This window comes from Williamsia sp., from assembly GCF_016462415.1.
Classification (GTDB): Bacteria; Actinomycetota; Actinomycetes; order Mycobacteriales; family Mycobacteriaceae; genus Williamsia_A.
Genome location: NZ_JAEMTF010000027.1, coordinates 20,811 through 42,957, shown reverse-complemented (window position 1 = coordinate 42,957; position 22,147 = coordinate 20,811). Strand labels below are relative to the sequence as shown.

Below are 22,147 nucleotides of genomic sequence, written 5' to 3'. Positions count from 1 at the left end.
GCGTTCCGCAACCGCCTCGTACCGACCACGCGACCACTCCATCGGAGACGACATGCCGTCACACTATCCGGTGTCGGTGCGGCGGCGTCGGCGGTCAGGCCCGGTCGAACCACGCCCGCCAGCGGCGGGCGCCGGGGATGTCGGCGCGCTCGATCTGTTCGATCGATGTCGTGGTGAGTCCTCCGGTCGCGAAGGAATCGATCTCCGCGCGGGTGAGTGGCCACGGAGGACCGTCGACATCGACGCCGTCCGCACGTACACCGGAGATCACGAGTAGCCGACCGCCCGGTGCGACGGTGCCGGCGACCGCTGCGATCGCTTCGTCGCGGACCGACAGTGGCATCGATTGCACGGTGATCGACTCGACGACGAGGTCGAAGGTGTTGTGCCACCGGTTCGGCAGGTCGAGCAGATCGGCGACCACGTAGTCGACCGCGGACTCCGGGAACCGGGCCCGGGCGCTGTCGATGCCGGTCGGCGACACGTCGAACGCGGTGGTCGCGAAACCCAGCGAGGCTACGTGTTCGGCGTCGCGACCGAGTCCGCACCCCACCACCAACGCCGACCGCCCGGCCGCCGTACCGGCCGCGGCGAGCGCGTCGACGATCAGCGGGTTGGCCTCCGGCGCATCCCACGGCACCACGGCCTCGCCACCCGCGGCCTCGACGTAGAGGTCTTCGAACCACCCGGTGACGTCGCCGCGGGCGAGGGATCGGGCCGCGAGGCGGCTGGCGTCGGCGTCGTGGGGTCTGCTCACTCGGCGATCGTATCGGTCGTCTCGGCGACCGGGGCTTCCTCCACGCGGGGCTCGATGGGGATGCGCACCTGGAACACCGTCTGTCCCGGTTGCGAATCCACGCGCAGACTCCCGTGATGCTTCTTGACGACGATCCGCCACGAGATGTCGAGACCCAGGCCGGTCCCCTGTCCCACCGGCTTGGTGGTGAAGAACGGTTCGAAGATGCGGGTCCGGATGTCCTCGGGGATCCCCGGGCCGGTGTCGCCCACCTCGATCAGCGCCTGCTCGCCGTCGCGGCGGGTGCGGATCGTCAGGGTCCCCACGCCCTCCATCGACGCGACCGCGTTGTCGATGAGGTTGGTCCACACCTGGTTCAGCTCGGCGGCGTACATCGGGATCGCGGGCAGCGACTGGTCGTATTCCTTGACCACCGTGATCGATCCACCGATCTTGCGTCCCAGCATCACCAGCGTGCTGTTCAGCAGCTCACGCAGATCAGCGCGCTGATAGGGCGCGCGATCCATCTGCGAGTACTGCTTGGCCGCATCGACCAGGGTGGACACCCGTGTCGTCGAGTCCGCGATCTCGTTCATCAACAGCTCGGTCTCGATCGTGTAGTTCAGCCACCGGATCGCGCTCTCGAGGATCTCGTCGTTGTCGACGCCCGCGCTGACCTTGTTCAGCCAACCGACGTCGATACCCGCCTGCACGAAGGACGGCGCGAGATCCCACCCGCCGCTGATCCCACGCTCGTCGAACCACTCCCCGAGCTCGTCCTCGCGGTCGGCCGCCTCCATCGGCGTGAGGGTGGGCGCCTTCGCCACCAGCTCGGCCGCCTCCTCCTGCAGACGGATCAGGGTGGCGATGGTGTCGTGGTCGTAGACACCCGAGGCGATCACCCCCAGCTTGCGACGCATGTGCGACACCCGGTCACGCAGTGACGAGGTCGCCCGCACCGCAGCGGCCGCCGGATTGTTCAGCTCGTGGGTCAGTCCCGCCGAGAGCGAACCGAGGGCGAGTAGACGCTCTCGCTGATCGACGATCTGCCGCGAGCTCTGGTTGCCGAAGAACAGTCCTTCGAGCAGGTGCACCGCCATCGGGAACCAGTCACGGACGAGGGTTCCGAACACATCGGCGTCGAGGACGAAGAACCGCGACGGGACCAGCACCCGCGCGGACGCGGGGTAGGTCTGCGAGGCACGATCGCCCAGATAGGCCTGCCACGCACCGGAATACACACCACTCTGAGACGTACGACTGATCTCGATGTCCTCGCCGCCGGACAGCTTGCTCATGACCATCTCGCCCTCGATGAGGACGTAGAAGCACGTGGCCGGCTCCCCCTCGGCGTACACCGGCCCCGGCTCGATCCACTCGACGTGGCCGTTCTCACAGAGCGTCTGCAGTTGGTCGTCGCCGAGCTTCTCGAACAGGAAGAGGGTCTTGAGTTCCTCCGGGCTACACGTCGCTCGTGTCATGATCGTCTGATTTCTGTTGTCGCAGTTGTGGTGCCGCTCATAGTTGGCCCAGGTACCGGTGCACGAGCATCACGGCCATCGCTCCCTCGCCCACCGCGGACGCCACGCGCTTGGCCGACTGTGAGCGGACGTCGCCGGCCGCGTACACCCCGGGCACGCTGGTCTCGAGGTGGTGTGGCGCGCGATCCAGCGGCCACGTCGCGTGCGCCGTGTCGTTCTCGACGAGGTCGGGTCCGGACAGGATGAAACCGTGCTCGTCCCTGGCGACGAGGCCGTCGAGCCAATCGGTTCGGGGTGCAGCTCCGATGAACAGGAACAGAAATCCGGCGTCGACCGTCTCGACTTCGCCGGTCGCGTTGTTGCGCAGTCGGATCGACTCGAGATGGTCGGAGCCGGACACCCCGATGACCTCACTGCAGGTCCGGACGCGCACGCCGGGGGTCTGCTCGATCTGCGCGATCAGATAGTGCGACATCGACGCGGTCAGCGACGGCGCCCGCACCACGATGGTCACCGACTTCGCCCCGCGCGCCAGGTACAGCGCGGCCTGCCCGGCCGAGTTCGCGCCGCCGACGATGTAGACGTCCTGGTCGGCGCATCGGGCCGCCTCGGTCACCGCCGAGCCGTAATACACACCGCGACCGGTCAATTCGTCGAGTCCCTCGGCGTCGAGACCGCGGTAGGCGACGCCGGTCGCCAAGATCACCGTGTGCGCGTGGATCCGCGTGTCGTCGGCGAACCGCACGCTGCGCGCGGATCCGTTGCACTCCAGGGCGACGACGTCACGCGTGGTGATCAACTCCGCACCGAACCGGGTGGCCTGGCGGCGGGCGCGGTCGGCGAGCTGGGATCCGCTCACGCCGTCGGGGAACCCCAGGTAGTTCTCGATCCGGGAGCTCTGCCCGGCCTGCCCACCGGCGGCGGTGCGTTCGACCAGGACGGTCCGAAGCCCTTCGGACGCACCGTAGAGCGCCGCGCCGAGACCGGCCGGGCCGCCACCGACGACCACCAGGTCGTAGAAGTCGCCCGACGGATCGGTGCGCAACCCCAGGTGTTGGGCGAGCTCGGTGTCGGTCGGCTCGACCAGCACGGTCCCGTCGGCACAGATGACGACGGGAAGCGAGCGGTCGTCGATGTCGGCGGCCTTCAGCAGGCGACGACCCTCGGACTCGTCGGACATGTACCACGTGTAGGACAACTGGTTGCGCGCCAAAAATTCTCGCACCGCCGACGACCGGGGCGACCAGCGGTGCCCGATGACCCGCGTCTCGTCGACCGGTCGGCGATCGGATGCCGTCCACGCCTCGAGCAGTGCGTCCACCACCGGATACAGCTTCTCCTCCGGCGGATCCCACGGCTTGAGCAGATAGTGGTCGAGATCGACGAGGTTGATGGCGTCGATCGCGGCGCCGGTGTCGGCATAGGCGGTCAGCAGCACGCGACGCGCCATCGGGTAGAGGTCCATCGCCTGCTCGAGGAACTCGATGCCACTCATGCCGGGCATGCGGTAGTCGGCGAGGATCAGCGCGACCGCGCCGCCGCGCAGCTTCAGCTCGCGCAGCGCCTCGAGGGCCGCGTCACCGGACTCGGCTCGGATGATGCGATAGCGCTCGCCGTACCGACGACGTAGATCGCGGGCGACCGCGCGGGACACCGACGGGTCGTCGTCGACGGTCAGCAGGGCGGGCTTGCCGGGAACGGGTTGGGACACGAAGAACCTCTCATCGCGCAGGTGAACCTTGTCCAGTATGGACTCACGGCCACGGCCGCGCGCGTCCGTTCCGGCCCGTCACCTGGGACTTCTCGCAGGGCGAACAGTGTCCGGACGCACACGTCGAACACCCCGGACCCGTGCCACGATGGACTGATGACCGCCGCGCCCGATCCCGCAGCCCGGCCGGACGCCGTTCCCGACGCCCTGGTCGGTTATCCCGTCACCCCGGAACCGCTGCCGCGGCCGGTCGTCTTCGACCAGACGTGGGGCGACCTGACGTTCATCCATTGGCCCGTGGACCCCGAGTCGGTGGCGCATCTGTTCCCTGCGGGGACCCGGCCGGACGTCTTCGCCGATGGCATGACCTACGTGGCGCTGGTGCCGTTCGCGATGAGCGGTATCGGCCTGGGCCCCTCTCGGCCGATCCCGTACCTGGGGACGTTCCTCGAGACGAACATCCGCCTGTACTCGGTCGACGACGCGGGCAGGCACGGTGTCCTGTTCCGATCCCTGGAGACTGAACGACTCGCCGTCGTCCCGATGACGCGGATCGGACTCGGCATCCCCTACACCTGGGCCAAGATGCGGCTGACCCGTGACGGCGACCTCATCACCTACGACAGCGTCCGCCGCTGGCCCGACCGCGGCCTGCGCAGCCGGGTGTCGGTGCGCGTCGGCGACCGGGTCGACCCGACGCCGTTGGAGGTCTGGCTGACGGCGCGCTGGGGTGCGCACACCCGGAAGGCCGGTCAGACGTGGTGGGTGCCCAACGAGCACGACCCGTGGCCACTGCACGACGCCGAGGTGGTCGAACTGCACGACGATCTCCTGGGCGCGAGCGGTGTCGAACCGACGGGCGAGCGTCTGCGGGCGTTGTTCTCCCCGGGTGTCCGCACCCGCTTCGGCCGACCGTCCGTAGTCCGATGATGCGTGGTTTCGGTGATCGAATGCCCAGGTCGGCATCACCGGAACTACACATTTCCGGAGCCGGCGTGGCGGATGGCGATGTCGACGAGGTCGCGTGCCGGCCCGCGCAGGCCGCGGTCGCGGTCCCACACCGCCCGTAGTCGCCGCGGCATCGTGATGCCGTCGATCGGCACGGCGACCAACGTGCCGCGACGGAGGTCGTCGGCCACCGACATCGACGACAGGACCGCTGGGCTGTCGGAGCTGAGCATGGCCGCGCGCACCGCCGACACCGACGTGAGTTCGAGCATGGGTTCGGCGGGCTCGTAGCCCGCGGCAGCCAGCGACTCGGTGAACACCACCCGCGTGCCCGATCCGGGCTCACGCTGCACCAACGCCGTCCTGGCGAGTTCGGCCGCGGTGACGCTCGTCCTGCGCGCCCACGAATGCCCCTGCGGCACAACCAGGATGAGCTCGTCGGTGGCGACCGTGCGCTCCTGCAACGCCGGGATGTCACCGGATCCCTCGACGAAACCCACATCGCAGGAACCGGCGACGACGCGGGTCACCACGTCGGTGCTGTTCATCGGGCGGACGCGGATCTTCACCTCGGGGCTCGCGCGGCGCAGCGCCACCACCCATTCCGGGACGAGGTATTCGGCGATGGTCATCGACGCCGCGACGGTCAGTTCCGCGTTGCGATGCCCGAGCAGCGATTCGACCCCGGCCGAGAGCCGTTCGGCGCGTTCGATCACCGCGCCCGCCCATTCGAGGATCAGCACGCCCTCCGCGGTGGGCTCGACGCCCGCCGGGGACCGTCGGAACACCGCGATCCCGATCTCCCGTTCGGCGCTGTGGACGCGGGCGCTGACCGCCTGTTGGCTCATGTTGAGGGCACGCCCGGCCGCGCTCATGCTCCCGGCCACCGCGACCGCGACGAGGACGTCGAGGGTGGCGAGTTCGGGAACGTGCGCGGGTACGGCCATCTCCGCCGACCCTACAGTCGCGACGGAGCGGGTACAACGCTGCCTTGTGCCCCCACAAGAACAAGGGGTCTACCAGCGCGTTGCCGATCCGACGACTGTGGGGACATGACCACCGCAGCGCCGTTGCGCCCGACCTCCCTCGAACCCGTCGTGGGCCATACGCGGGGTCGTCTGGCGCACGTCACGCCCAACTGGTTCACCACCGTGATGGGGACCGGCATCGTGGCGACCTCGGCCGCGACGTTGCCGGCGCACGTGGCCGGACTGCACACCGTCGCGACGGTGGTGTGGGCCGTCGCCTCGCTGACGCTGCTCGCGGTGACGGTGGCGTTCGTCGCCCACTGGTCACTGCACCGCGCGCAGGCGCGTCGATACCTCGACCACGGCGTGGTCTCGCACTTCTACGGGGCACCGGCCATGGCCGTGATGACCGTCGGGGCGGGCACGCTGCTGTTCGGTGCAGATCTGATGGGGACGACCACGGCGGTGCGCGTCGACGCAATGCTGTGGACGGTCGGCACGGTCATCGGCGTCGTCGCCGTCGGTTTCGTGGTCGCCCGATTGTGCACCCGTGCCGATCGCGGTGGCGCCGCGGTGCCCGCCCGGATGATGTCGGTGGTCGCGCCGATGGTCTCGGCCTCCACCGGCGCGTTGCTGGTGCCGCACATCGCCGATGCCGACCTGCGTCTGGCCTTCCTGATGCTCTGCTACCTGCTGTTCGGTGTGAGCTTCGTGTTCGGCACCGCCACGGCGTTCGTCGTCTACCGACGGCTCCTTCGCGTCGGCCTTCCCGCACGCGATGCCGTACCCACCGTGTGGATCCCACTGGGCATGATCGGTCAGTCGATCACCGCGGCCATCACCCTGGGCACCGTGAGCCGAGGCGAGTTCGCCGGCGCCAGGAGCGTGGCGAGCGGGCCTGTCGCCGCCGATCTGCACACCGCAGGCGTCGCATACGGGGTCGTCGTCGGCACGCTCGGGATCGTCGCCTTCGCCGTGTCGGCCACCGTCACCGCTCGCGCCGCACACTCCGGTCTGCCGTTCTCGCTGACCTGGTGGAGTTTCACCTTCCCCATCGGAACCTGCGTCACCGGCGCGACCGCGCTGGGAACCGCGACCGGTGTCGGTGCGATCCACACCACTGCCGTGGTGCTCTACGTTCTCCTGTTCAGCGCGTGGCTGGTCGTCGCGGCCCGGACGGTGGCCGGCATCCGCAGCGGCGCACTTCCCGCCGCGGCCTGACCTGGTCGAGCCTTCGGACGGTCGATCAGGGAACGATGGAGTCGACGTATCCACCGTCCACACGCACCGCGGCGCCGGTGGTGGCCGAGGCGAACGGTGAGCTCAGGTAGACCACGAGGTTGGCGATCTCCTCGGGCTCGATCAGTCTCTGCAGCAACGATTGTGGTCGGTGCTCGCGCATGAACTCTCGCTGGGCCTCCTCCCACGGGAGGTCCTTGTCAACCAGCTGATAGACGAAATCCTCCACACCGCCGGTGTGCGTCGGGCCGGCGATCACCGAGTTCACCGTGACGCCGGTGCCTGCGGCTTCCTTCGCATAACCCCGCGACACCGCGAGCAACGCGGTCTTCGACATCCCGTAGTGGATCATCTCCTCCGGGATGACGAGAGCCGAGTCGCTGGCGATGTTGGCGATCCGCCCGTCGCGCCGCTCCATCATCCCGGGGAGGTACAGCCGGATGAGCCGCGCCGCGGAGAGGACGTTGATCTCGAAATAGCGCCGCCACTGCTCATCGGTGATCTCCAACGCCGGTGTGGCCCCGAAGATGCCGAGGTTGTTCACCAGGATGTCGACGTCGGGCAGCTGCTCGAACAATGCATCGGCTGCATCGGCGTCACCGAGATCGGCGGGCGCAGCGATCAGCTCGGCGTCGGGCAGCTCGCCACGCAGCGTGGCGATGGCCGAGTCCACCGTGTCGGCGCTGCGGCCGTTGATCGCCACCCGGGCTCCGGCACGGGCGAGACCGGCGGCGATGGCTGCTCCGATGCCCTGGGTGGAACCGGTGACCAGGGCGGTGCGCCCGGACAGATCGATGTGCATCGCGTGCTCCTGGGGTCGACGACGCCGGAGGCTCGCCGGCGAATCCACCCTAGGCGGGCAGTTTTTCGCTTACCGCTGCACCCGGCGGCCGGTTCGCCTAGTTTGCGAAGCATGCGCCGTCGCCGGGTTGTCATCGCCTGCCTGTCCGCCGTCGTGGCCACCGGAGCGCTCGGCTCCTGCGGCAACACGGACTCCGGCGACGACACAGCCGCGTCGAGCACGTCGTCCGACGCGGTGTTCGAGGGTACGTACTCGGTGTTCCGGACCACCGCCTCGGTCGATCGGGAACCTCCGACCGGCGGTGACGCCGAACCCGTGACGTCGACCTGGGTGGTGCAGTCCCGGTGTGACGGCGGCACGTGCGTCGCGGTCGCCCGGTCGACGGCGCCGAACAACTCATCCGGTCTGGACCTCGACCGAATGGAGTTCGTCTTCGCCGACGGTTCGTGGTCACGCGTTGCCGTCCCACCGAAACGGACGTGTGTTCTGCCGGGGACGACCGCACCGGTCGACGAGCCGTGGGTGGCCATCGACAACACAACGGTGACACCGCGCTCCGACTCGGCGACCAACGGCGCGCCGGACACCCTGGGCGGACCCACCACCTCCATCCAGGGGGGTTCGTGTTCCCGGGTCAGCACGGGCCGGATCACGCTCACCCGGAAAGGCGATCTACCCGCCGGCACCCCACCCCTCGGGTCGGTGTCCGTTCCCGACGCCACCACGACACCGGGTGACGGGTTCCGTGGGTCCTACCGACAACGCACCACGGTGGTCTCGTGGGACCCGCCGTCGTTGATCGCACGGCCCACCACACAGACCACCGAGTTCACCGCGGCACCGACCTGCACCCGTGACGGCACCCGATGCGTGGTGGTCATGGTCGACAAACCGTCTCGACCCGGTCAGACGGTCGTCGACTTCGCCGACGGCGTCTTCCGCCAGACAGAGACCCTCCCCGAGCGCCAGTGCCCGGGCCGCAGCGAACGGTACCGCCCCACCTTGACCTCGCAGACCCTCGTCGAGCCGAACTCCTCGGCCCCGATCGACACCCTGGACAACGAGTCGACCCTGACATGGTCGGGAGCGTGCGCGGGGACCGTGCGCTTTCGCGCGGAACTCACCCGCACCGGCGACTGATCCCTACCGGACCCACAGCCTGGAATATTGGGCTTGCTCACGATGCTCTGGAGAAGCGACACCAGATGATGTCGTTCAACCACAGGAGCAGGGCACATGAAGATCGGAATCATCGGAGCAGGATTCATCGGCGGCACGCTGACGCGGCGCCTCACGGCCGTCGGCCACGAGGTCGCGGTCGCCAACTCACGCGACCCGGAGACGCTGGCCGACCTCGCAGCGGAGACCGGCGCCACGGCGGTCTGGGCCAAGGACGCGGCAGCCGACGCCGACCTCGTCATCCTCTCGATCCCGCAGAAGAACGTCCCCGACCTCGCCGACGACCTGTTCGCGGCGCGTAAGCCCGGCGCACCGATCATCGAGACGAACAACTACTACCCGCAACAGCGCGACGGTCTCATCGCCGCCATCGAGGACGGTCAGCCCGAGAGCGCGTGGGTGTCGGAGCACATCGGCGCGCCGGTGATCAAGGTGTTCAACGGGATCTACTGGAAGCACCTGCTGGAGAAGGGTGTCGACGCCGGCACCGACGGCCGGATCGCGCTGCCCATCGCCGGTGACGACGTGGACCACAAGAAGATCGTGTCCGACCTCGTCGACCAGATCGGGTTCGATCCCGTCGACGCCGGGTCGATCACCGATTCGTGGCGTCAGCAGCCGGGCACGCCCGTCTACGGCAAGGACTACGACGTCGAGAAGACCCGCGCGGCTCTCGCCGAGGCGAGCAACGAGCGCACCGACGAGTGGCGCGCCAAGGCCTGACGCCTATTCCACGAACGACCAGTCGTCGTCGCGGTTGACGACGATTCGGTCAGCGCGCGCCGATGTCGCCGAGACCACCTCGGCGTTGCGCTGATCGACGGCGTCAACCCAGGCGCGGGCGTCCGATGACGTCTTGCCGAACTCGACGTGGCGTGTCACGAGACGCTCGACGCGTGTCGTCTCGTCCGCGGTCACGAACCAGACCGCGTCCATCTGCCCGCGGGCGACTCGCCACGCCGGGTGGTCGAGCAGCAGATAGTTGCCCTCGGTGATGACGAGCCGAGCTCGGGGCAGCACGACCAGCGCGGCGGCCAGCGGTTGCTCGAGTGTGCGTTCGAACCCCGGCGCGTACACAGCGGTGTCGGTCTCGCGGCGAGCCCGATCGAGTGTCGCGGCGTAGCCGAGGGGATCGAAGGTGTCCGGTGCACCCTTGCGGTCCAGCGCCTCGAGTCTGCGGAGTTGCCGGTCGGCCAGGTGGAAACCGTCCATCGGGATGTGCGCCACCCATCCCGGGCCCTGCATGTCGTCGATGCGCGCCATCAACGCCTCGGCCAACGTCGTCTTGCCGACGCCGGGCGGACCGGTCACGCCCAGAACGGCGCGTTGCGGGCCTGCGGCCAGGGCGATCGCCTCGCTGACGAGCGCGTCGATCACGTCGTCGTCACCGACCGTCCCGGGGATGCATGAATCGAGTTATACCTGCACTCGGGTGGTCCCCGGAACGAGAAACCGCCTTCTGTACCGTTGAAAACGATCATCTCCGACCGTTCGACGCGAAGGAAGGATCTTTATGTCGCAGCCCGCAAAGCTGCCGAAGAACCCGGACAAGGGCTATGTCGCCCTGCTGGGCTGGAGTCTCGCCGCGGTGGAAGCCCTCGAGAGCTTTGACCGCCGGTACATCGTCGTCGCCCCGGAATGGGCCGAGGAGTACTGCACCACCAACGACATCCCGTTCCTCCCGTGGAACTTCGAGCGGCTCAACGATCGATCGTTGGAGATCGCAGAGACGTTGCGCGACAAGGGCGTCGATGTCGCCATCCCGCTGTACGAGGAGACCGTCGAATGGGCGGGTGCCATCAACTCGGTCCTGCTGGACAACCCGCGGTTGTTCGGGCAGGCGATGTTGTTGCGCGACAAGGCCCTGATGAAGCGACGCGCCCAGCTCGGCGGCATCCGCGTCGGCATCTTCGAGGAAGCGCACGACCGTGAGGACGTCATCCGGTTCCTGCGACGCGTCAACCAGACGCTGCTCAAGCTCGACGGCGACCCGAACGACCCCATCCACCTCAAGGCGTTCGACAAGGCCGGATGCCTCGGGCACCGCGTGATCCGCACCCCCGACGAGGTCGACTCCATCCCGGAAGAGGAGTTCCCGGTCTTGATGGAGTCCCATCTCGACGGCTGGGAGTTCGCCGTCGAGGCATGGATCCACAACGGAAAGATCAAGTTCCTCAACATCTCCGAGTACGTGACACTCGGGTACTCGGTGTTCGTCCCGGCGACGCCGGAGCTGGAGAAGTACCGTCCGGCGATCACCGCCCAGATCGAGAAGCTCATCAAGACCTTCGACATCGAGTTCGGATTCGTCCATCCCGAGTACTTCGTGACCAGTGACGGCGAGATGTACTTCGGTGAGGTCGCATACCGCCCGCCGGGCTTCAAGGTGTTCGAACTGCTCGAGCGTGCCTACGGCTTCAACGCCTACCAGGGGCTCGCGCTGGCCTTCGACCCCAAGACCACCGAAGAGGAGATCGACGCGTTCTTCCCGCGCGAGGTCGTCGACGCCGCGGGTGTCGCCGGGTGTTTCGGCGTCTATCCCCGTCGACGCGTGGTCAGCAACCTCGAGATCCCCGAGGTCACCCTCGATGACGACTACTACGAGACAAACGACCTGGCCCCGCCGCTGGAAGAGACCGTCACCAAGCGCACGGCCTTCGGAACGCACTGGGGTCTGCTGTACTTCTTCGGTGAGGACCCGTATCGGATGCGGGATCTGCTCAAGCAACAGGAAGAACTGGACTTCTACGTGTGAAGCAGGAACTCGGGAACGACCGGACCGGACCGACGCAGACGATGGACGCCTCCTCGACAGAGGGGGACTCCTCGCCTGCGCAGGATCCGGCTCTGACGTCGCGGCTCGCGCAGCTCGATCACGCGACCGCCGCCCTGCGTGACGCGCCGAGTTTCACCAAGAACACGAAGGTTCGACGCGTCCTCGACTCGCTGCACCGCGTGCTGGCGCAGAAGGGCGGGTGCGCGGCGATCCGGGACCGCGCCGCGGAGCTCGACGGTGCCGGACTGTTCGAGGGCACCGACTGGTCGCAACCGGACATCCTGGTGCCGGGCTTCGTCGGGCCGAGTCTGCGCAGCGGTCAGAACGACACCGTCGTGCTCGAGGCGACCAGCGAACTGCGGTTGGTGGCGATCGCCGCCGGCGAGTTCACCCACCCGTCGATCTCCGCCGACGACGCGCGGCGGTTCCTGTCGCAGGTTCTCGCGATGAACCTCGAGGTGTTGTTCACGCCGCCGTCGGAGTCAGAGCGAGTCCGGTTGGGCCGCACCGCGTATCTGATCCGCGATCTGTTCGCCTACGTGGCCGAGCAGATCGGCTACGACAGCGTCCTCGACGAACTGGTCGAGGAGATCTGGCGCATCCTGCGGCAGCGTCCGATCCAGGTCGAGCAGGTCACCTCGATGGTGACCCGCATCGCGATCTACCGCGACGACCCCGACGTCGACCTCGGCAACTCCGGTCAGGGCCTCGACCGCCTGATCACGGCACTGTTCGGAACCACCGACTCATGTCGCGAGGATCCCGGTGTCGACGTCTACCGGTCGCGCCTGGAGAACATGGACGCCGGCGCCCTGCAGTTCGAGGCCGGCGGATTCGCCCGCGCCATGCACGACACCGGACTCGTCTCGCCGTACCACGCGACGCTGGTGCGCTTCCTCGTCGAGAACAACTCCTACGGGTTGCCCGAGGCGCTCGGACTCTCCGAGACCGGCCGTATCTCGTTGCAGCGCTACCCCGAACTGGTCCACCGTCTCGTCCTCGAGGCCGTCCACCCGGAGACCGCGCAGTGCCTGTACGGCCTCGCGCTGATGCTCGATCGAGGCATTCTGCACCAGCCGCCGATCGTGCCGTCGCTGTGGCGGCAGATCGCGCTCAAGCTCTCGCCTGCGGTCCGCGAACGGATGACGCTGGCGTTCGGGCCCACACCGGCGCCGGAGTCGCGCCTGCTCGGTGGGTTGCTGTCCATGCTCGGACAGCCGCTGGGCGTCGGTCAGGGCGACAACCCGACCTGTCAGTCGGCGCGTGCACTGTCGATGTGGGCCTACAACGACCCGGACTACCTGCTGCAGATGGTGGTCTGGGCGGCGCGCGACGACGAGATCGTCATGCACTTCGAGGGGCAACCGTTGTCGTCGACCGACAGCGTCTCCGGTGTCGCGACCAGCGACCCCATCGACCTGGATCCGGTGTCGCTGCTGCTGGTCCCACACCTCGACCGCATCTACGCCGAGATGGTCCGGCGCTGCGCCGGACGACCGGGCGATCCGCACCGATGGGTCAACCCCGAGTTCCACGGCTGGTGGGCCGCAAGGGAATTCCACATCAACGTCGACGTGGAGACCGGCAACCTCATCGACCTCGACGACTTCCTGAGGCAGTTCCACGCCTCGTATCACCCCGCCTACAACGGCGATCAGCCGCTGATCCACCCCCAGCCGGCCGGGGTGGCGGTGACCGACAGCGCGGCACGGTACGTCGGCTGGCACGCGATCACCATCCTGCGCGTCGCCGCCGACCCCGACGGCGTGATGCGGGTGTACTTCTTCAACCCCAACAACGACAGCGGCCAGGACTGGGGTGACGGCGTCGTGGTCGGGACCGCCGGCAACGGGGAGCGGGCCGGCGAGGGATCGCTGCCGTTCGACCAGTTCGCCTCCCGGCTCTACATCTTCCACGCCGACCCGTTGGAGAACGGCGAGCCGCAGAACGTCCCGTCCGAGGACATCGACCGCATCGTCGGGTTCATCGAACGCAGTTGGGGTGCCGAGCGCATGCCGGTCGATTCCGGTGCGACCGACAGCTGACGGCGAGCACACACGGCGCCCCCGACCTCGTGGTCAGCGCCCAGCGGCCCTGTCGAGCAGCATGATTCGCCTCTGCTCGCCGAGCTCGGTCGACCGTTGCGTCATGTGGTCACGACGTCGGCCGAGTTCGGCGGCGGCCTGCGCCACCGAGTGCCGCGCCACCTGTACCCGCTCGGCCGCATCGCGGATGCGCCCCCGTACCGCGCCGTCACTGAAGAAGTTGTCGAACCAGACGTCGAACGTGCTGGTCAGTCCACCCACGTCGACCCCGCCGATCGACGTCATACCGATGTCGGACAATTCGGAGGAGAGGGTTCGCAGACTGTCCTCGGCAGCAGCGATCGACGCCTTGGCGGAGTCGATTCGGTCGTATTTGATTGCGTCCCCGATCATCCCGCCGCCGAAGAAAGTGTCGTAGGTCGCCCAGTCCCCGGCCTTCCCGAGCCAGACCGCGGCCTCGGCCAGGCGGGATTCGGCGGTCTCCACGGCCGCGATGGCCTGGCGCACCTCGCCGAGTTCGTCGTCGAGCGCGTGGCGTTCCAGGGCCACCCGCCGCAGCGAGTCCAGCCCCACCGCACCAACACGGTCAATCCACTGCTCCATCGCGTCGAGAGCGTCGGCCCGCCGGCTGTCGACGTCGCCCAGATCGGCGATCGCCTGCCGGAGTCGCTCGGCGTCGGCACGAGCTCTGCCGTCCTCGTACTCGGCCGCACGCAGCCTGCGCTCGGCGTCGTCGCGCTCCGCACGCTCCTGCTGCAACCGTTCGTCGCGCGCCCCGCGCAGCGAGGCCCACACCCGGGTGGGAGTCACCGACTCGAGATCGTGGACGTCATCGCTCTCGATCTCGTGCATACCGGCGACCCGGTCCAGTTCAGCTGCGGTGGTCTCGCCGACAGCCACCGCCGCGTCGAGTTCTCGCTGCAGCCGGTCCCTCGTGTCCCACACTTCCTGTGCGGCCAGGAGCTCCGTGCAGATCGGCCGTGGCGGTTCGGAGGCGTCGTCTCCTCCACCCATGTTGTCGTCTCGTACACCCGTCATGGTGGCCACTGTATTGGCGCCCTACCGGTTCAGAGTCGACGCAGGGCATCCTGGGAACGTGAAGACCTACGAACTCCCCGCCACGGGCCGCAGCGCCTCAGCCGTCGTCCTCGGCCTGATGCGGATCGAACCGCTCGACGACGAACAGATCCGGACGCTCGTCGGGACCGCGATGGATTCCGGTGTCACGGTCTTCGACCACGCCGACATCTACGGTAGCGAGCGGCACGCGTGCGAACGGAGATTCGGTGCGGCGGTGACGTTCACGGCATCACAACGGGAGCGGGTGATGCTGCAGAGCAAGGTCGGCATCCGCGACGGTTTCTACGACTTCTCGACCCGACACATCCTCGACACGGTCGACGAGTCGCTGGACGCCCTGCGCACCGATCACCTGGATCTGTTGCTGTTGCACCGCCCGGACACGCTGGTGGAACCGGCCGAGGTGGCCGCCGCCTTCGACGCGCTGCAGTCGTCGGGCAAGGTGCGCGCGTTCGGCGTCTCCAATCACACTCCCGGTCAGATCGAGCTGCTCAAGACCGCCGTCACGCAGCCCCTGGTGGCGAATCAGGTGCAGCTGAGCGTCACCCACGCCCCGCTCATCGCAGCCGGCGTCGCGGCGAACATCGGCGGCCTCGACCAGTCGGTCAGCCGGGACAACGGATTGCTCGACTACTCACGCGTGCACGGTATGACCCTGCAGGCGTGGTCACCGTTCCAGAAAGGCACGTCCGACGGCGTCTTCCTCGGCGATCGTGAGAACTACGCAGAACTCAACGACGTGCTCGACGAGTTGGCGGACCACTACGGCGTCACGCCAACCGGGATCGCGACCGCGTGGATCACCCGGCACCCGGCCAACATTCAGGTCGTTCTCGGAACCACGACACCGAGTCGGGTGACCGAGGCCGCCGCCGGATCGGACGTCGAGCTCACCCGCGAGCAGTGGTACCGGATCTTCCGTGCGGCCGGGCACACGCTGCCCTGAGCCGGCTCAGCGCACCGGGGCGACCGCGGCGGCGATGACGAGTTCGGCCGCCGCGTCGACACGGGCACGCTGCGAGGTCACCAGTCCGTCCTGGCACAGTCCGCGCAGGCCGGAGACGACGAGGGTCGCTCGCGCGGCGGCGTCGGCGGGGTCGTACCCCAGCGAGACCAGCGCCTGCGTGGCAGGACCCAGCATGACGTCGACCGCCACACGGGCGTACCGACCGTAGATGTCGGGATCGGTCGATGCCAGGCTCAGCACCTGCAGCATCACCGTCACGCTGCGGCGTTGCTCACCGCGTGTGATGGCCCGCCACAGGGTTCGTGCCGCGTCGACGAACTCCTCGTCGCTGGTGACGCCGTCGAAGATCTGGCCGGCGTCGGGTCGAGCCGCATCCATCGCCTGGGCCAGCAGCGCCCCGCGGTCGCCGAAGTAGTAGAGCAGCATGCGTTTGCTCGTTCCCAACGCCTGCGCCATCGGCGCCAGTGACAGATCGCTGACGCCGTTGTCCTCCAGATAGCCCACGACGTCGCGCAGCAGGTCCGCACGCTTCTTCTGATCGGGCATTCGCGGCATTGCTTGAATGTATCGATCGGTACGTCTACCGTCAAAAGTGTGCCGATCGGTACATGAACACGTCGAGGGAGGACACATCGTGAATCGCACGCGCACGCTACGAGTGGCAGTGGTCGGAGCCGGCATCGGCGGACTGACCGCGGGCATCGCGCTGCGGGCCCGGGGAATCGACGCCACCGTCTACGAGCAGGCATCGGAACTGAAAGCGCTCGGCGCGGGGGTCTCGATCGCCACCAACGGATCTCGGATCCTGACCCGCCTCGGCCTGGGCGATCGCCTGCATGCGGTGGCCGGCGCGTTCGACCGCTACGCGTTCCGCAACTGGCAGGGCGACCCGATTGCCGGCGAACCCTCGCGGCTGTCCTTCGGCGACCCTGCCACCACCTGGTTCCTGCACCGCGGCGAGTTCCAGCAGGTGCTCTCCGATGCGTTGCCCACCGGCGCACTGCGCCTCGGACACAGGGTCGTCGGCGCCACCGAACACGCCGACGGTATCGAGGTGGACTTCGCCGACGGCACCAGCGTCGAGGCCGATCTGCTGATCGGGGCCGACGGCATCCACTCCCACATCCAGGGCATGGTCAGCGAGCCGGCCGACCCCGTGAGCGAAGGGGTCATGGCCTACCGCGCACTCATCCCCACCGACCGGCTCGACGGTGTGGTCGACATGTCCATCTGCGCCATGTGGCTCGGACCGCAACGCAGCTTCCTGACCTACCCCGTGTCCGACGGCGCGCTGCTGAACGTCGTCGCTTTCGCACCGACCAATCTCGACGTCATCGAATCGTGGACCGCGCCCGGTGACGTGAACGAGTTGGCCGACACCTACGCGGGTTGGGACCCCCGCGTCGGCGACATCATCGGCGCCATGGACGCGACGTTCCGGTGGGGCATCTACGACCGCGAGCCACTGGACCGGTGGTCGACCGGTCGCATCGCACTGCTGGGCGACTCCGCGCACGCGGTGACACCGCATCTCGGCCAGGGGGCCAATCAGGCCGTCGAGGACGCTGCCACGCTTGCGGTCGTGCTGCGTGACTGCGATCCGATCGACATCCCCGCACGGCTACGGGTGTACGGAGGGCTGCGTCGTGACCGCACCCGCCTGGTGCGCGAGAGTGCGCGCGATGCGGGCCGAACCTACCGGTCGACCGACCTGACCGGCCTGGAGCAGGCCGAGCGGATCGGCGCGATCTTCGCCGGCATCGACGTCAACACCCACGACGCCGAGAGCATCGCCGAGATGGCGCTGGCCGCGGCCGGGTAGACAGACGAAAGATCCCGCCGCTGCGAGGGCAGTGGCGGGATCGTCGTGTGGTGCGCCCGAAGGGATTCGAACCCCTAACCTCTTGATCCGTAGTCAAGTGCTCTATCCGTTGAGCTACGGGCGCGTGGTCGTGCGTGTTCAGTTGTACGGCCGCTGGTGCCGTGGCGGAGGCGAGAGGATTTGAACCTCCGGTCCCGTTTTAGCGGGACAATTCATTAGCAGTGAATCCCATTCGGCCGCTCTGGCACGCCTCCAGCGGAGTCCTTACGAACTGCCGAGAGCAAAGGTTACACAGCGTGCGTCGCGCGGAGCAAACCGGTTGGTAACCCGCAGGACACCCGCCTAGATTTGACGTGTGACACCGCGCATCCGACCCGATCTGGCCACCCTGCCCGCCTACGTTCCCGGCAAGACGTTCCCGGGCGCGGTGAAGCTCGCGAGCAACGAGGTCACCTTCGGGCCTCTGCCCAGCGTCGCCACCGCGATCGCCGACGCCGCGGGCGGCCTCAACCGCTACCCCGACAACGCGATGGTGGCGCTCACCGAGGCGTTGGCCAAGCGGCTCGGCGTCACCCCGGACAACATCCAGACCGGGTGCGGATCGGTCAGCCTCTGTCAGAACCTGATCGCGATCACCAGCGCGCCCGGCGACGAGGTCCTGTTCGGGTGGCGGTCGTTCGAGACCTACCCGCTGGCGACCCGCGTGGTGGGCGCGACGCCGGTCCAGATCCCGCTGACGGGCGACCACACCTACGACCTGCCCGCGATGGCCGAGGCGATCACCGAGCGCACCCGTCTGATCTTCGTCTGCAACCCGAACAACCCCACCGGGACCGTGGTCGACGCGGACGCCCTCATCGCGTTCCTCGACCGGGTGCCGCCCGAGGTCGTCGTCGCGCTCGACGAGGCCTACATCGAGTACGTGCGGCCGAGTGAGGCGCAGCGCTACGACGCGATCGAACTGCACCGGCGCTACCGCAACCTCGTCGTGCTGCGGACCTTCTCCAAGGCGTACGGACTGGCCGGTCTGCGCGTCGGGTACGCGATCGCCGACCCGACCGTCATCGAGGCGCTGCGCAAGGTCCACGTCCCCTTCAGCGTCAACTCCCTCGCCCAGGCCGCCGCTGTCGCGTGCCTCGCCGCCGACGCGGAGTTGCTCGCCCGGACCGAGGCGGTCGTCGCCGAGCGGTCCCGGGTCTCGTCCCGCCTGCGCGAGCTCGGTTACCGCGTGCCCGAGTCGCAGGCCAACTTCGTGTGGATCGACCTCGGCGCGGATTCGCTCGACTTCGCCGCCGTGGCGATCGACAACAAGGTGGTCATCCGCCCGTTCGCCGGCGACGGTGTGCGTGTGACGGTCACCGAGCCCGACGAGAACGACGTCTTCCTCGCGTTCGCCGAGCGCTGGGCCGCGGAGGCGACGGCGGGCGGGGATCGCTGAGGCGATGGGTTTCACCGAGTGTGCCCGCACCCGGGGATGCAACATGTTCCCGCACTACATGGAGGTCGCGGGGTGGCTGGCTCTCGCCGCGGTCGCGCTCGCCTGGGTCGCGATGGCCACCTACCTGACCATCGACCTCATGACGCGCCCGACCGCGTCGAGCAGAACCCGATGGCGCGGCGTTGCGGTCATCTGGCTGCTGCCGGTCGTCGGGGTGGTCGCGTACCTGGTGGTCACGAGACGCGCACGACGACCGGCCTGAGCGATCACTCCGAGGCGTCGACGACGATCACGATCTTGCCCGAGATCGTTCCCTGCGCCGCCCGGGTGTGGACATCGGCCAGCTCGGACAACGCCATCCGTTCGGCGACATCGACGGTCAGCTCACCCCGGTCGACGCGCGCGACGAGCTCAGCCAATTGCGTTGCGTCACTGCGCACGTACTCGTCGATGCCGCGCACGCCTCGATCGGCATCGGACGGCGCCGGCATCCAGACCGTCGTGTTGACCACGACCCCACCGTCTCCGACGAGGGCCGCGAGCGCGGCGAACCGGTCGGGGTCGATCGACGCGAGGTTCAGCAGGATGTCCACCGGCTGGGTCACCGCGTCGATCACGTCGGTCGTGGTGTGATCGATGATCTCGTCGGCGCCGGCCGCTTCGACGCGCGCCCGGCTGTTCGGGCCGGCCGTGGCGATGACGTGGGCGCCCGCCGCCGACGCCAACTGCACCGCGTAGCCACCCACCGCGCCACCGGCCCCGTTGATCAGTATCCGTTGGCCCGCCTGCAGATCGGCCAGCTCGAACAGCGCCTGCCAGGCGGTGAGCCCGACAACCGGCAACGCGGCCGCGTCGGCGAGCGGGATCGTCGTCGGAGCCGACGCGAGGATCTCGGCTGACGCCAGGACGAACTCCGCGGCCGCACCGTCATCGACGAACGGCAGGAAGCCGACGACACGATCGCCGACCGCGATGCCGTCCACCCCGTCGCCGAGGGCATCGACCGTCCCGGCGACATCCAGGCCAGGGACATGGGGAAGCTGCACCGGGATCGGCTCCTGCATGAACCCGGCGCGGATGTTGCCGTCGACGGCGTTGAAGGTCGTTCCCGCGACACGGATCCGCACCTGTCCGGCACCGGGTTCCGGCCGCTCGAGGTCGTCCTCGCGAAGCACCTCGGGTCCGCCGTACTCGTGGAATCGCACTGCTCTCATGTTCTCGCCTCTCCTGAGATCCCAATGTGCTTCGAACTCGAAGCACATTGGGACGCTAGCATTACTTCAGATTCGAAGCAAGTGTTTCGAATCTGAAGCAGTGACTAGAGTGGGGGCATGGCCGACGAACTCACGCCTCTCGATGCGACCCAGTTGGGCGCGTACTTCGCGCTGATGGATGTCGCCGGACTGCTCCGACACGCGGTCGAACAGCAACTACGCGACGTCGGCGACCTGAGCTATGTGCAGTTCCAACTGCTCGCGCGGCTCGGCCTGAACTCGCCGACCGGCAGTGAGCGCATGACCGATCTCGCCGACGCCGTGGTCTACAGCCGCAGTGGGTTGACCTACCAGGCGGGGCTGCTGGAGAAGGCGGGGTTGATCACTCGCGCCCCGTCGGCGGAGGACGAGCGTGGCGTGACGGTGTCGATCACCGAGGCCGGGCGTGAGGTGCTCGGGCGGGTGCTACCCGGTCACACCGAGGTCGTCCGAGGCCAGCTGTTCACGACGCTCTCGCAATCGGACGCCGGAGTACTGGCGGACCTGTTGTCGCCGGTGCGCGACCACATGCGTTCGGCACCACCGCGATCGGCTCGGCGGCGGTGACGCGGGGTCAGAGCCCGCGGGAGATCGTCGGCCAGAGCAGCGGCAGATCCCGCGACCAGTAGGCCCAGCTGTGGGTGCCGATGAGCGGGAAGCTGACGTCGGCCGCGACACCGTTGGCGCGCAGCGTGAGCGCGAACTCGAGCGAGCAGCGGTAGGCACCGGACTCCAGTCCGGACGCGGCCAGCAGCGTGGTCTGCCGGGACATGCCCGGGTCCAGCGGCGTCGTGAAGTCCAGCGGTCCGATCGCGCCGGAGCCCGCGGAGATGTACAGGTTCTTGCCGCGGAGTTCGTCGAGATGCAGGCTCGGGTCGTGTGCGGCCCAGTCGGGGCCACCGATCGGACCCCACATGTTGGTGGCGTCGCCGCCGTCCTTGGCGACGGTCGCGCGCACGTAGGCCTCGTTCAGCAGACCGCTGACCGGCGGGCAACCGCTGAGCGACGCGGCGCCGGTGTAGAGGTTCGGATGGCGGAACGTCAGTGCCAGCGCGGCCTGGCCGCCCATCGACAGTCCGACGATCGCGTTGCGGCCGTTGCCGTTGTAGTTGGAGTCGATCAGCGGCGGGAGTTCCTCGGTCAGGAAGGTCTCCCACTTCGGCATGCCGACCTTGGGATCCTGCTTCTGCCAGTCGGTGTAGAACGATCCGGCTCCGCCGGACGGAAGCACGACGTTGACGTTCTTGTCGGCGAAGAACTTGGCGGCGTTGCCCTTGGTGAGCCAGTCGCTGACCTGACCGGTCGCGCCCGCGCCGTCGAGCATGTAGACCGTCGACCGACTCACGGACGTGTCGCGGGGCAGCAGCACCGAGACCGTGACCTTGCCGCGCATCGCCGGCGAATCCACCGTGACGTCCAGGTGCCTGCTGTTGACCTTCACGACCTTGTCGAGCTTCGCGACCGGTGCGGGAGGGGCGGGAGCGGCGGCGGCCTGGGGCGCCACGACGACGGCCGAGGCGACAATTCCGATCGCGAGCAACGACGGAACCACCCGTCGGCGGATGGACCGGTGACGCGGCCGCGGGACGAAGCCGGGGCGAGCTCTCACACGAGAGTTCAGCATGTCTAACTACCCCCAGCATTCAGCAAACATCGTGGACTGTTCCCACAGTACCGACGCGCGAGGTCCACACCCCCGAAC

At 68.2% G+C, this 22,147-nt stretch carries 21 protein-coding genes and 2 tRNA genes; 11 read left to right on the top strand and 12 right to left on the bottom strand.

Translation table 11 applies throughout. From position 1 onward, the window contains the following. Positions 1–94: 94 nt before the first annotated feature. From JHC79_RS09305 to JHC79_RS09295, 3 genes are read right to left on the bottom strand one after another with little or no spacing between them, the layout of a single operon-like run. Complete coding sequence (locus JHC79_RS09305; protein ID WP_296389907.1) at positions 95–757, bottom strand: bifunctional 2-polyprenyl-6-hydroxyphenol methylase/3-demethylubiquinol 3-O-methyltransferase UbiG; 663 nt, start codon at positions 755–757, stop codon at positions 95–97. Next, entirely contained in the window at positions 754–2,217 is a 1,464-nt protein-coding gene (locus JHC79_RS09300; RefSeq protein WP_296389905.1) for an ATP-binding protein, read from the bottom strand. The genes JHC79_RS09305 and JHC79_RS09300 overlap by 4 nt, the downstream gene beginning before the upstream one ends. A gap of 37 nt (positions 2,218–2,254) precedes the next feature. Continuing rightward, positions 2,255–3,928, bottom strand: a complete 1,674-nt coding sequence (locus JHC79_RS09295; protein ID WP_296389904.1) for an FAD-dependent oxidoreductase — start codon at positions 3,926–3,928, stop codon at positions 2,255–2,257. 156 nt (positions 3,929–4,084) lie between these two features. Here JHC79_RS09295 and JHC79_RS09290 point away from each other — a divergent pair, with 156 nt between their 5' ends. After that, complete coding sequence (locus JHC79_RS09290; RefSeq protein WP_296389902.1) at positions 4,085–4,858, top strand: DUF2071 domain-containing protein; 774 nt, start codon at positions 4,085–4,087, stop codon at positions 4,856–4,858. A 44-nt stretch (positions 4,859–4,902) separates the two neighbouring features. Here JHC79_RS09290 and JHC79_RS09285 read toward each other — a convergent pair whose 3' ends face one another. Further along, positions 4,903–5,823, bottom strand: a complete 921-nt coding sequence (locus tag JHC79_RS09285) for a LysR family transcriptional regulator (protein WP_296389900.1) — start codon at positions 5,821–5,823, stop codon at positions 4,903–4,905. Between the two features lie 105 nt (positions 5,824–5,928). On the opposite strand from JHC79_RS09285, the gene JHC79_RS09280 reads away from it, so the two are divergent. Next, a complete protein-coding gene (locus tag JHC79_RS09280; RefSeq protein WP_296389898.1) occupies positions 5,929–7,065 on the top strand; it encodes a TDT family transporter in 1,137 nt (378 codons plus the stop codon). Positions 7,066–7,090: 25 nt separating this feature from the next. On the opposite strand, the gene JHC79_RS09275 is transcribed toward JHC79_RS09280, so the two are convergent. Beyond that, positions 7,091–7,885 (bottom strand): SDR family oxidoreductase, encoded by a 795-nt coding sequence (locus JHC79_RS09275; protein WP_296389895.1) that lies wholly within the window; start codon positions 7,883–7,885, stop codon positions 7,091–7,093. Between the two features lie 111 nt (positions 7,886–7,996). Here JHC79_RS09275 and JHC79_RS09270 point away from each other — a divergent pair, with 111 nt between their 5' ends. After that, on the top strand, positions 7,997–9,025 hold the full coding sequence (locus tag JHC79_RS09270; protein WP_296389893.1) for a hypothetical protein: 1,029 nt from the start codon (positions 7,997–7,999) through the stop codon (positions 9,023–9,025). 96 nt (positions 9,026–9,121) lie between these two features. After that, positions 9,122–9,787 carry an NAD(P)-binding domain-containing protein gene (locus tag JHC79_RS09265; RefSeq protein ID WP_296389892.1) on the top strand — a complete coding sequence of 222 codons (666 nt, stop codon included), beginning with the start codon at positions 9,122–9,124 and terminating at the stop codon, positions 9,785–9,787. A gap of 3 nt (positions 9,788–9,790) precedes the next feature. On the opposite strand, the gene JHC79_RS09260 is transcribed toward JHC79_RS09265, so the two are convergent. Then, complete coding sequence (locus JHC79_RS09260; RefSeq protein WP_296389915.1) at positions 9,791–10,438, bottom strand: nucleoside/nucleotide kinase family protein; 648 nt, start codon at positions 10,436–10,438, stop codon at positions 9,791–9,793. Between the two features lie 139 nt (positions 10,439–10,577). Here JHC79_RS09260 and JHC79_RS09255 point away from each other — a divergent pair, with 139 nt between their 5' ends. Both JHC79_RS09255 and JHC79_RS09250 read left to right on the top strand, forming a co-directional pair. Beyond that, positions 10,578–11,819, top strand: a complete 1,242-nt coding sequence (locus JHC79_RS09255; protein ID WP_296389891.1) for a carboxylate--amine ligase — start codon at positions 10,578–10,580, stop codon at positions 11,817–11,819. A gap of 41 nt (positions 11,820–11,860) precedes the next feature. Then, the gene (locus JHC79_RS09250) at positions 11,861–13,885 is read left to right on the top strand and encodes a hypothetical protein (protein ID WP_296389913.1); all 2,025 of its coding nucleotides are present in this window, start codon (positions 11,861–11,863) and stop codon (positions 13,883–13,885) included. A gap of 33 nt (positions 13,886–13,918) precedes the next feature. On the opposite strand, the gene JHC79_RS09245 is transcribed toward JHC79_RS09250, so the two are convergent. Beyond that, positions 13,919–14,923, bottom strand: coding sequence for a hypothetical protein (locus JHC79_RS09245; RefSeq protein WP_296389889.1), 1,005 nt, complete (start codon positions 14,921–14,923; stop codon positions 13,919–13,921). Positions 14,924–14,981: 58 nt separating this feature from the next. On the opposite strand from JHC79_RS09245, the gene JHC79_RS09240 reads away from it, so the two are divergent. Then, positions 14,982–15,911 carry an aldo/keto reductase gene (locus JHC79_RS09240; protein WP_296389887.1) on the top strand — a complete coding sequence of 310 codons (930 nt, stop codon included), beginning with the start codon at positions 14,982–14,984 and terminating at the stop codon, positions 15,909–15,911. Positions 15,912–15,917: 6 nt separating this feature from the next. Here the strand turns inward: JHC79_RS09240 and JHC79_RS09235 are convergent, their stop codons facing one another. After that, positions 15,918–16,487 carry a TetR/AcrR family transcriptional regulator gene (locus tag JHC79_RS09235; RefSeq protein ID WP_296389885.1) on the bottom strand — a complete coding sequence of 190 codons (570 nt, stop codon included), beginning with the start codon at positions 16,485–16,487 and terminating at the stop codon, positions 15,918–15,920. A gap of 79 nt (positions 16,488–16,566) precedes the next feature. On the opposite strand from JHC79_RS09235, the gene JHC79_RS09230 reads away from it, so the two are divergent. Next, complete coding sequence (locus JHC79_RS09230) at positions 16,567–17,754, top strand: FAD-dependent monooxygenase (RefSeq protein WP_296389883.1); 1,188 nt, start codon at positions 16,567–16,569, stop codon at positions 17,752–17,754. 48 nt (positions 17,755–17,802) lie between these two features. On the opposite strand, the gene JHC79_RS09225 is transcribed toward JHC79_RS09230, so the two are convergent. Further along, positions 17,803–17,878, bottom strand: a tRNA-Arg gene (locus JHC79_RS09225). 38 nt (positions 17,879–17,916) lie between these two features. Beyond that, positions 17,917–18,008 (bottom strand) — tRNA-Ser (locus JHC79_RS09220). A gap of 101 nt (positions 18,009–18,109) precedes the next feature. Here JHC79_RS09220 and hisC point away from each other — a divergent pair. Together hisC and JHC79_RS09210 are read left to right on the top strand one after the other, a co-directional pair. After that, positions 18,110–19,192 carry a histidinol-phosphate transaminase gene (hisC, locus tag JHC79_RS09215; protein WP_296389882.1) on the top strand — a complete coding sequence of 361 codons (1,083 nt, stop codon included), beginning with the start codon at positions 18,110–18,112 and terminating at the stop codon, positions 19,190–19,192. Between the two features lie 4 nt (positions 19,193–19,196). Then, positions 19,197–19,454 (top strand): hypothetical protein, encoded by a 258-nt coding sequence (locus JHC79_RS09210; protein ID WP_296389881.1) that lies wholly within the window; start codon positions 19,197–19,199, stop codon positions 19,452–19,454. Between the two features lie 4 nt (positions 19,455–19,458). Here JHC79_RS09210 and JHC79_RS09205 read toward each other — a convergent pair whose 3' ends face one another. Then, positions 19,459–20,406: an NADP-dependent oxidoreductase gene (locus tag JHC79_RS09205; protein ID WP_296389879.1), complete on the bottom strand. Its 948-nt coding sequence runs from the start codon at positions 20,404–20,406 to the stop codon at positions 19,459–19,461. Positions 20,407–20,523: 117 nt separating this feature from the next. On the opposite strand from JHC79_RS09205, the gene JHC79_RS09200 reads away from it, so the two are divergent. Continuing rightward, a complete protein-coding gene (locus JHC79_RS09200) occupies positions 20,524–21,012 on the top strand; it encodes a MarR family transcriptional regulator (protein ID WP_296389877.1) in 489 nt (162 codons plus the stop codon). 7 nt (positions 21,013–21,019) lie between these two features. Here JHC79_RS09200 and JHC79_RS09195 read toward each other — a convergent pair whose 3' ends face one another. Then, positions 21,020–22,069, bottom strand: coding sequence for an alpha/beta hydrolase family protein (locus tag JHC79_RS09195; RefSeq protein WP_296389876.1), 1,050 nt, complete (start codon positions 22,067–22,069; stop codon positions 21,020–21,022). Positions 22,070–22,147 lie beyond the last annotated feature (78 nt).

Excerpts from the sequence above, each read along its gene's own strand:
- JHC79_RS09245 (WP_296389889.1), bottom strand. The coding sequence starts at position 14,923 with ATGACGGGTGTACGAGACGACAACATGGGTGGAGGAGACGACGCCTCC.
- JHC79_RS09255 (WP_296389891.1), top strand. The coding sequence starts at position 10,578 with ATGTCGCAGCCCGCAAAGCTGCCGAAGAACCCGGACAAGGGCTATGTC.
- JHC79_RS09250 (WP_296389913.1), top strand. The coding sequence starts at position 11,861 with ATGGACGCCTCCTCGACAGAGGGGGACTCCTCGCCTGCGCAGGATCCG.
- JHC79_RS09195 (WP_296389876.1), bottom strand. The coding sequence starts at position 22,069 with ATGCTGAACTCTCGTGTGAGAGCTCGCCCCGGCTTCGTCCCGCGGCCG.
- JHC79_RS09270 (WP_296389893.1), top strand. The coding sequence starts at position 7,997 with ATGCGCCGTCGCCGGGTTGTCATCGCCTGCCTGTCCGCCGTCGTGGCC.
- JHC79_RS09210 (WP_296389881.1), top strand. The coding sequence starts at position 19,197 with ATGGGTTTCACCGAGTGTGCCCGCACCCGGGGATGCAACATGTTCCCG.
- JHC79_RS09275 (WP_296389895.1), bottom strand. The coding sequence starts at position 7,885 with ATGCACATCGATCTGTCCGGGCGCACCGCCCTGGTCACCGGTTCCACC.
- JHC79_RS09280 (WP_296389898.1), top strand. The coding sequence starts at position 5,929 with ATGACCACCGCAGCGCCGTTGCGCCCGACCTCCCTCGAACCCGTCGTG.
- JHC79_RS09290 (WP_296389902.1), top strand. The coding sequence starts at position 4,085 with ATGACCGCCGCGCCCGATCCCGCAGCCCGGCCGGACGCCGTTCCCGAC.
- JHC79_RS09285 (WP_296389900.1), bottom strand. The coding sequence starts at position 5,823 with ATGGCCGTACCCGCGCACGTTCCCGAACTCGCCACCCTCGACGTCCTC.
- JHC79_RS09235 (WP_296389885.1), bottom strand. The coding sequence starts at position 16,487 with ATGCCGCGAATGCCCGATCAGAAGAAGCGTGCGGACCTGCTGCGCGAC.
- JHC79_RS09200 (WP_296389877.1), top strand. The coding sequence starts at position 20,524 with ATGGCCGACGAACTCACGCCTCTCGATGCGACCCAGTTGGGCGCGTAC.
- JHC79_RS09265 (WP_296389892.1), top strand. The coding sequence starts at position 9,122 with ATGAAGATCGGAATCATCGGAGCAGGATTCATCGGCGGCACGCTGACG.
- JHC79_RS09205 (WP_296389879.1), bottom strand. The coding sequence starts at position 20,406 with ATGAGAGCAGTGCGATTCCACGAGTACGGCGGACCCGAGGTGCTTCGC.
- JHC79_RS09300 (WP_296389905.1), bottom strand. The coding sequence starts at position 2,217 with ATGACACGAGCGACGTGTAGCCCGGAGGAACTCAAGACCCTCTTCCTG.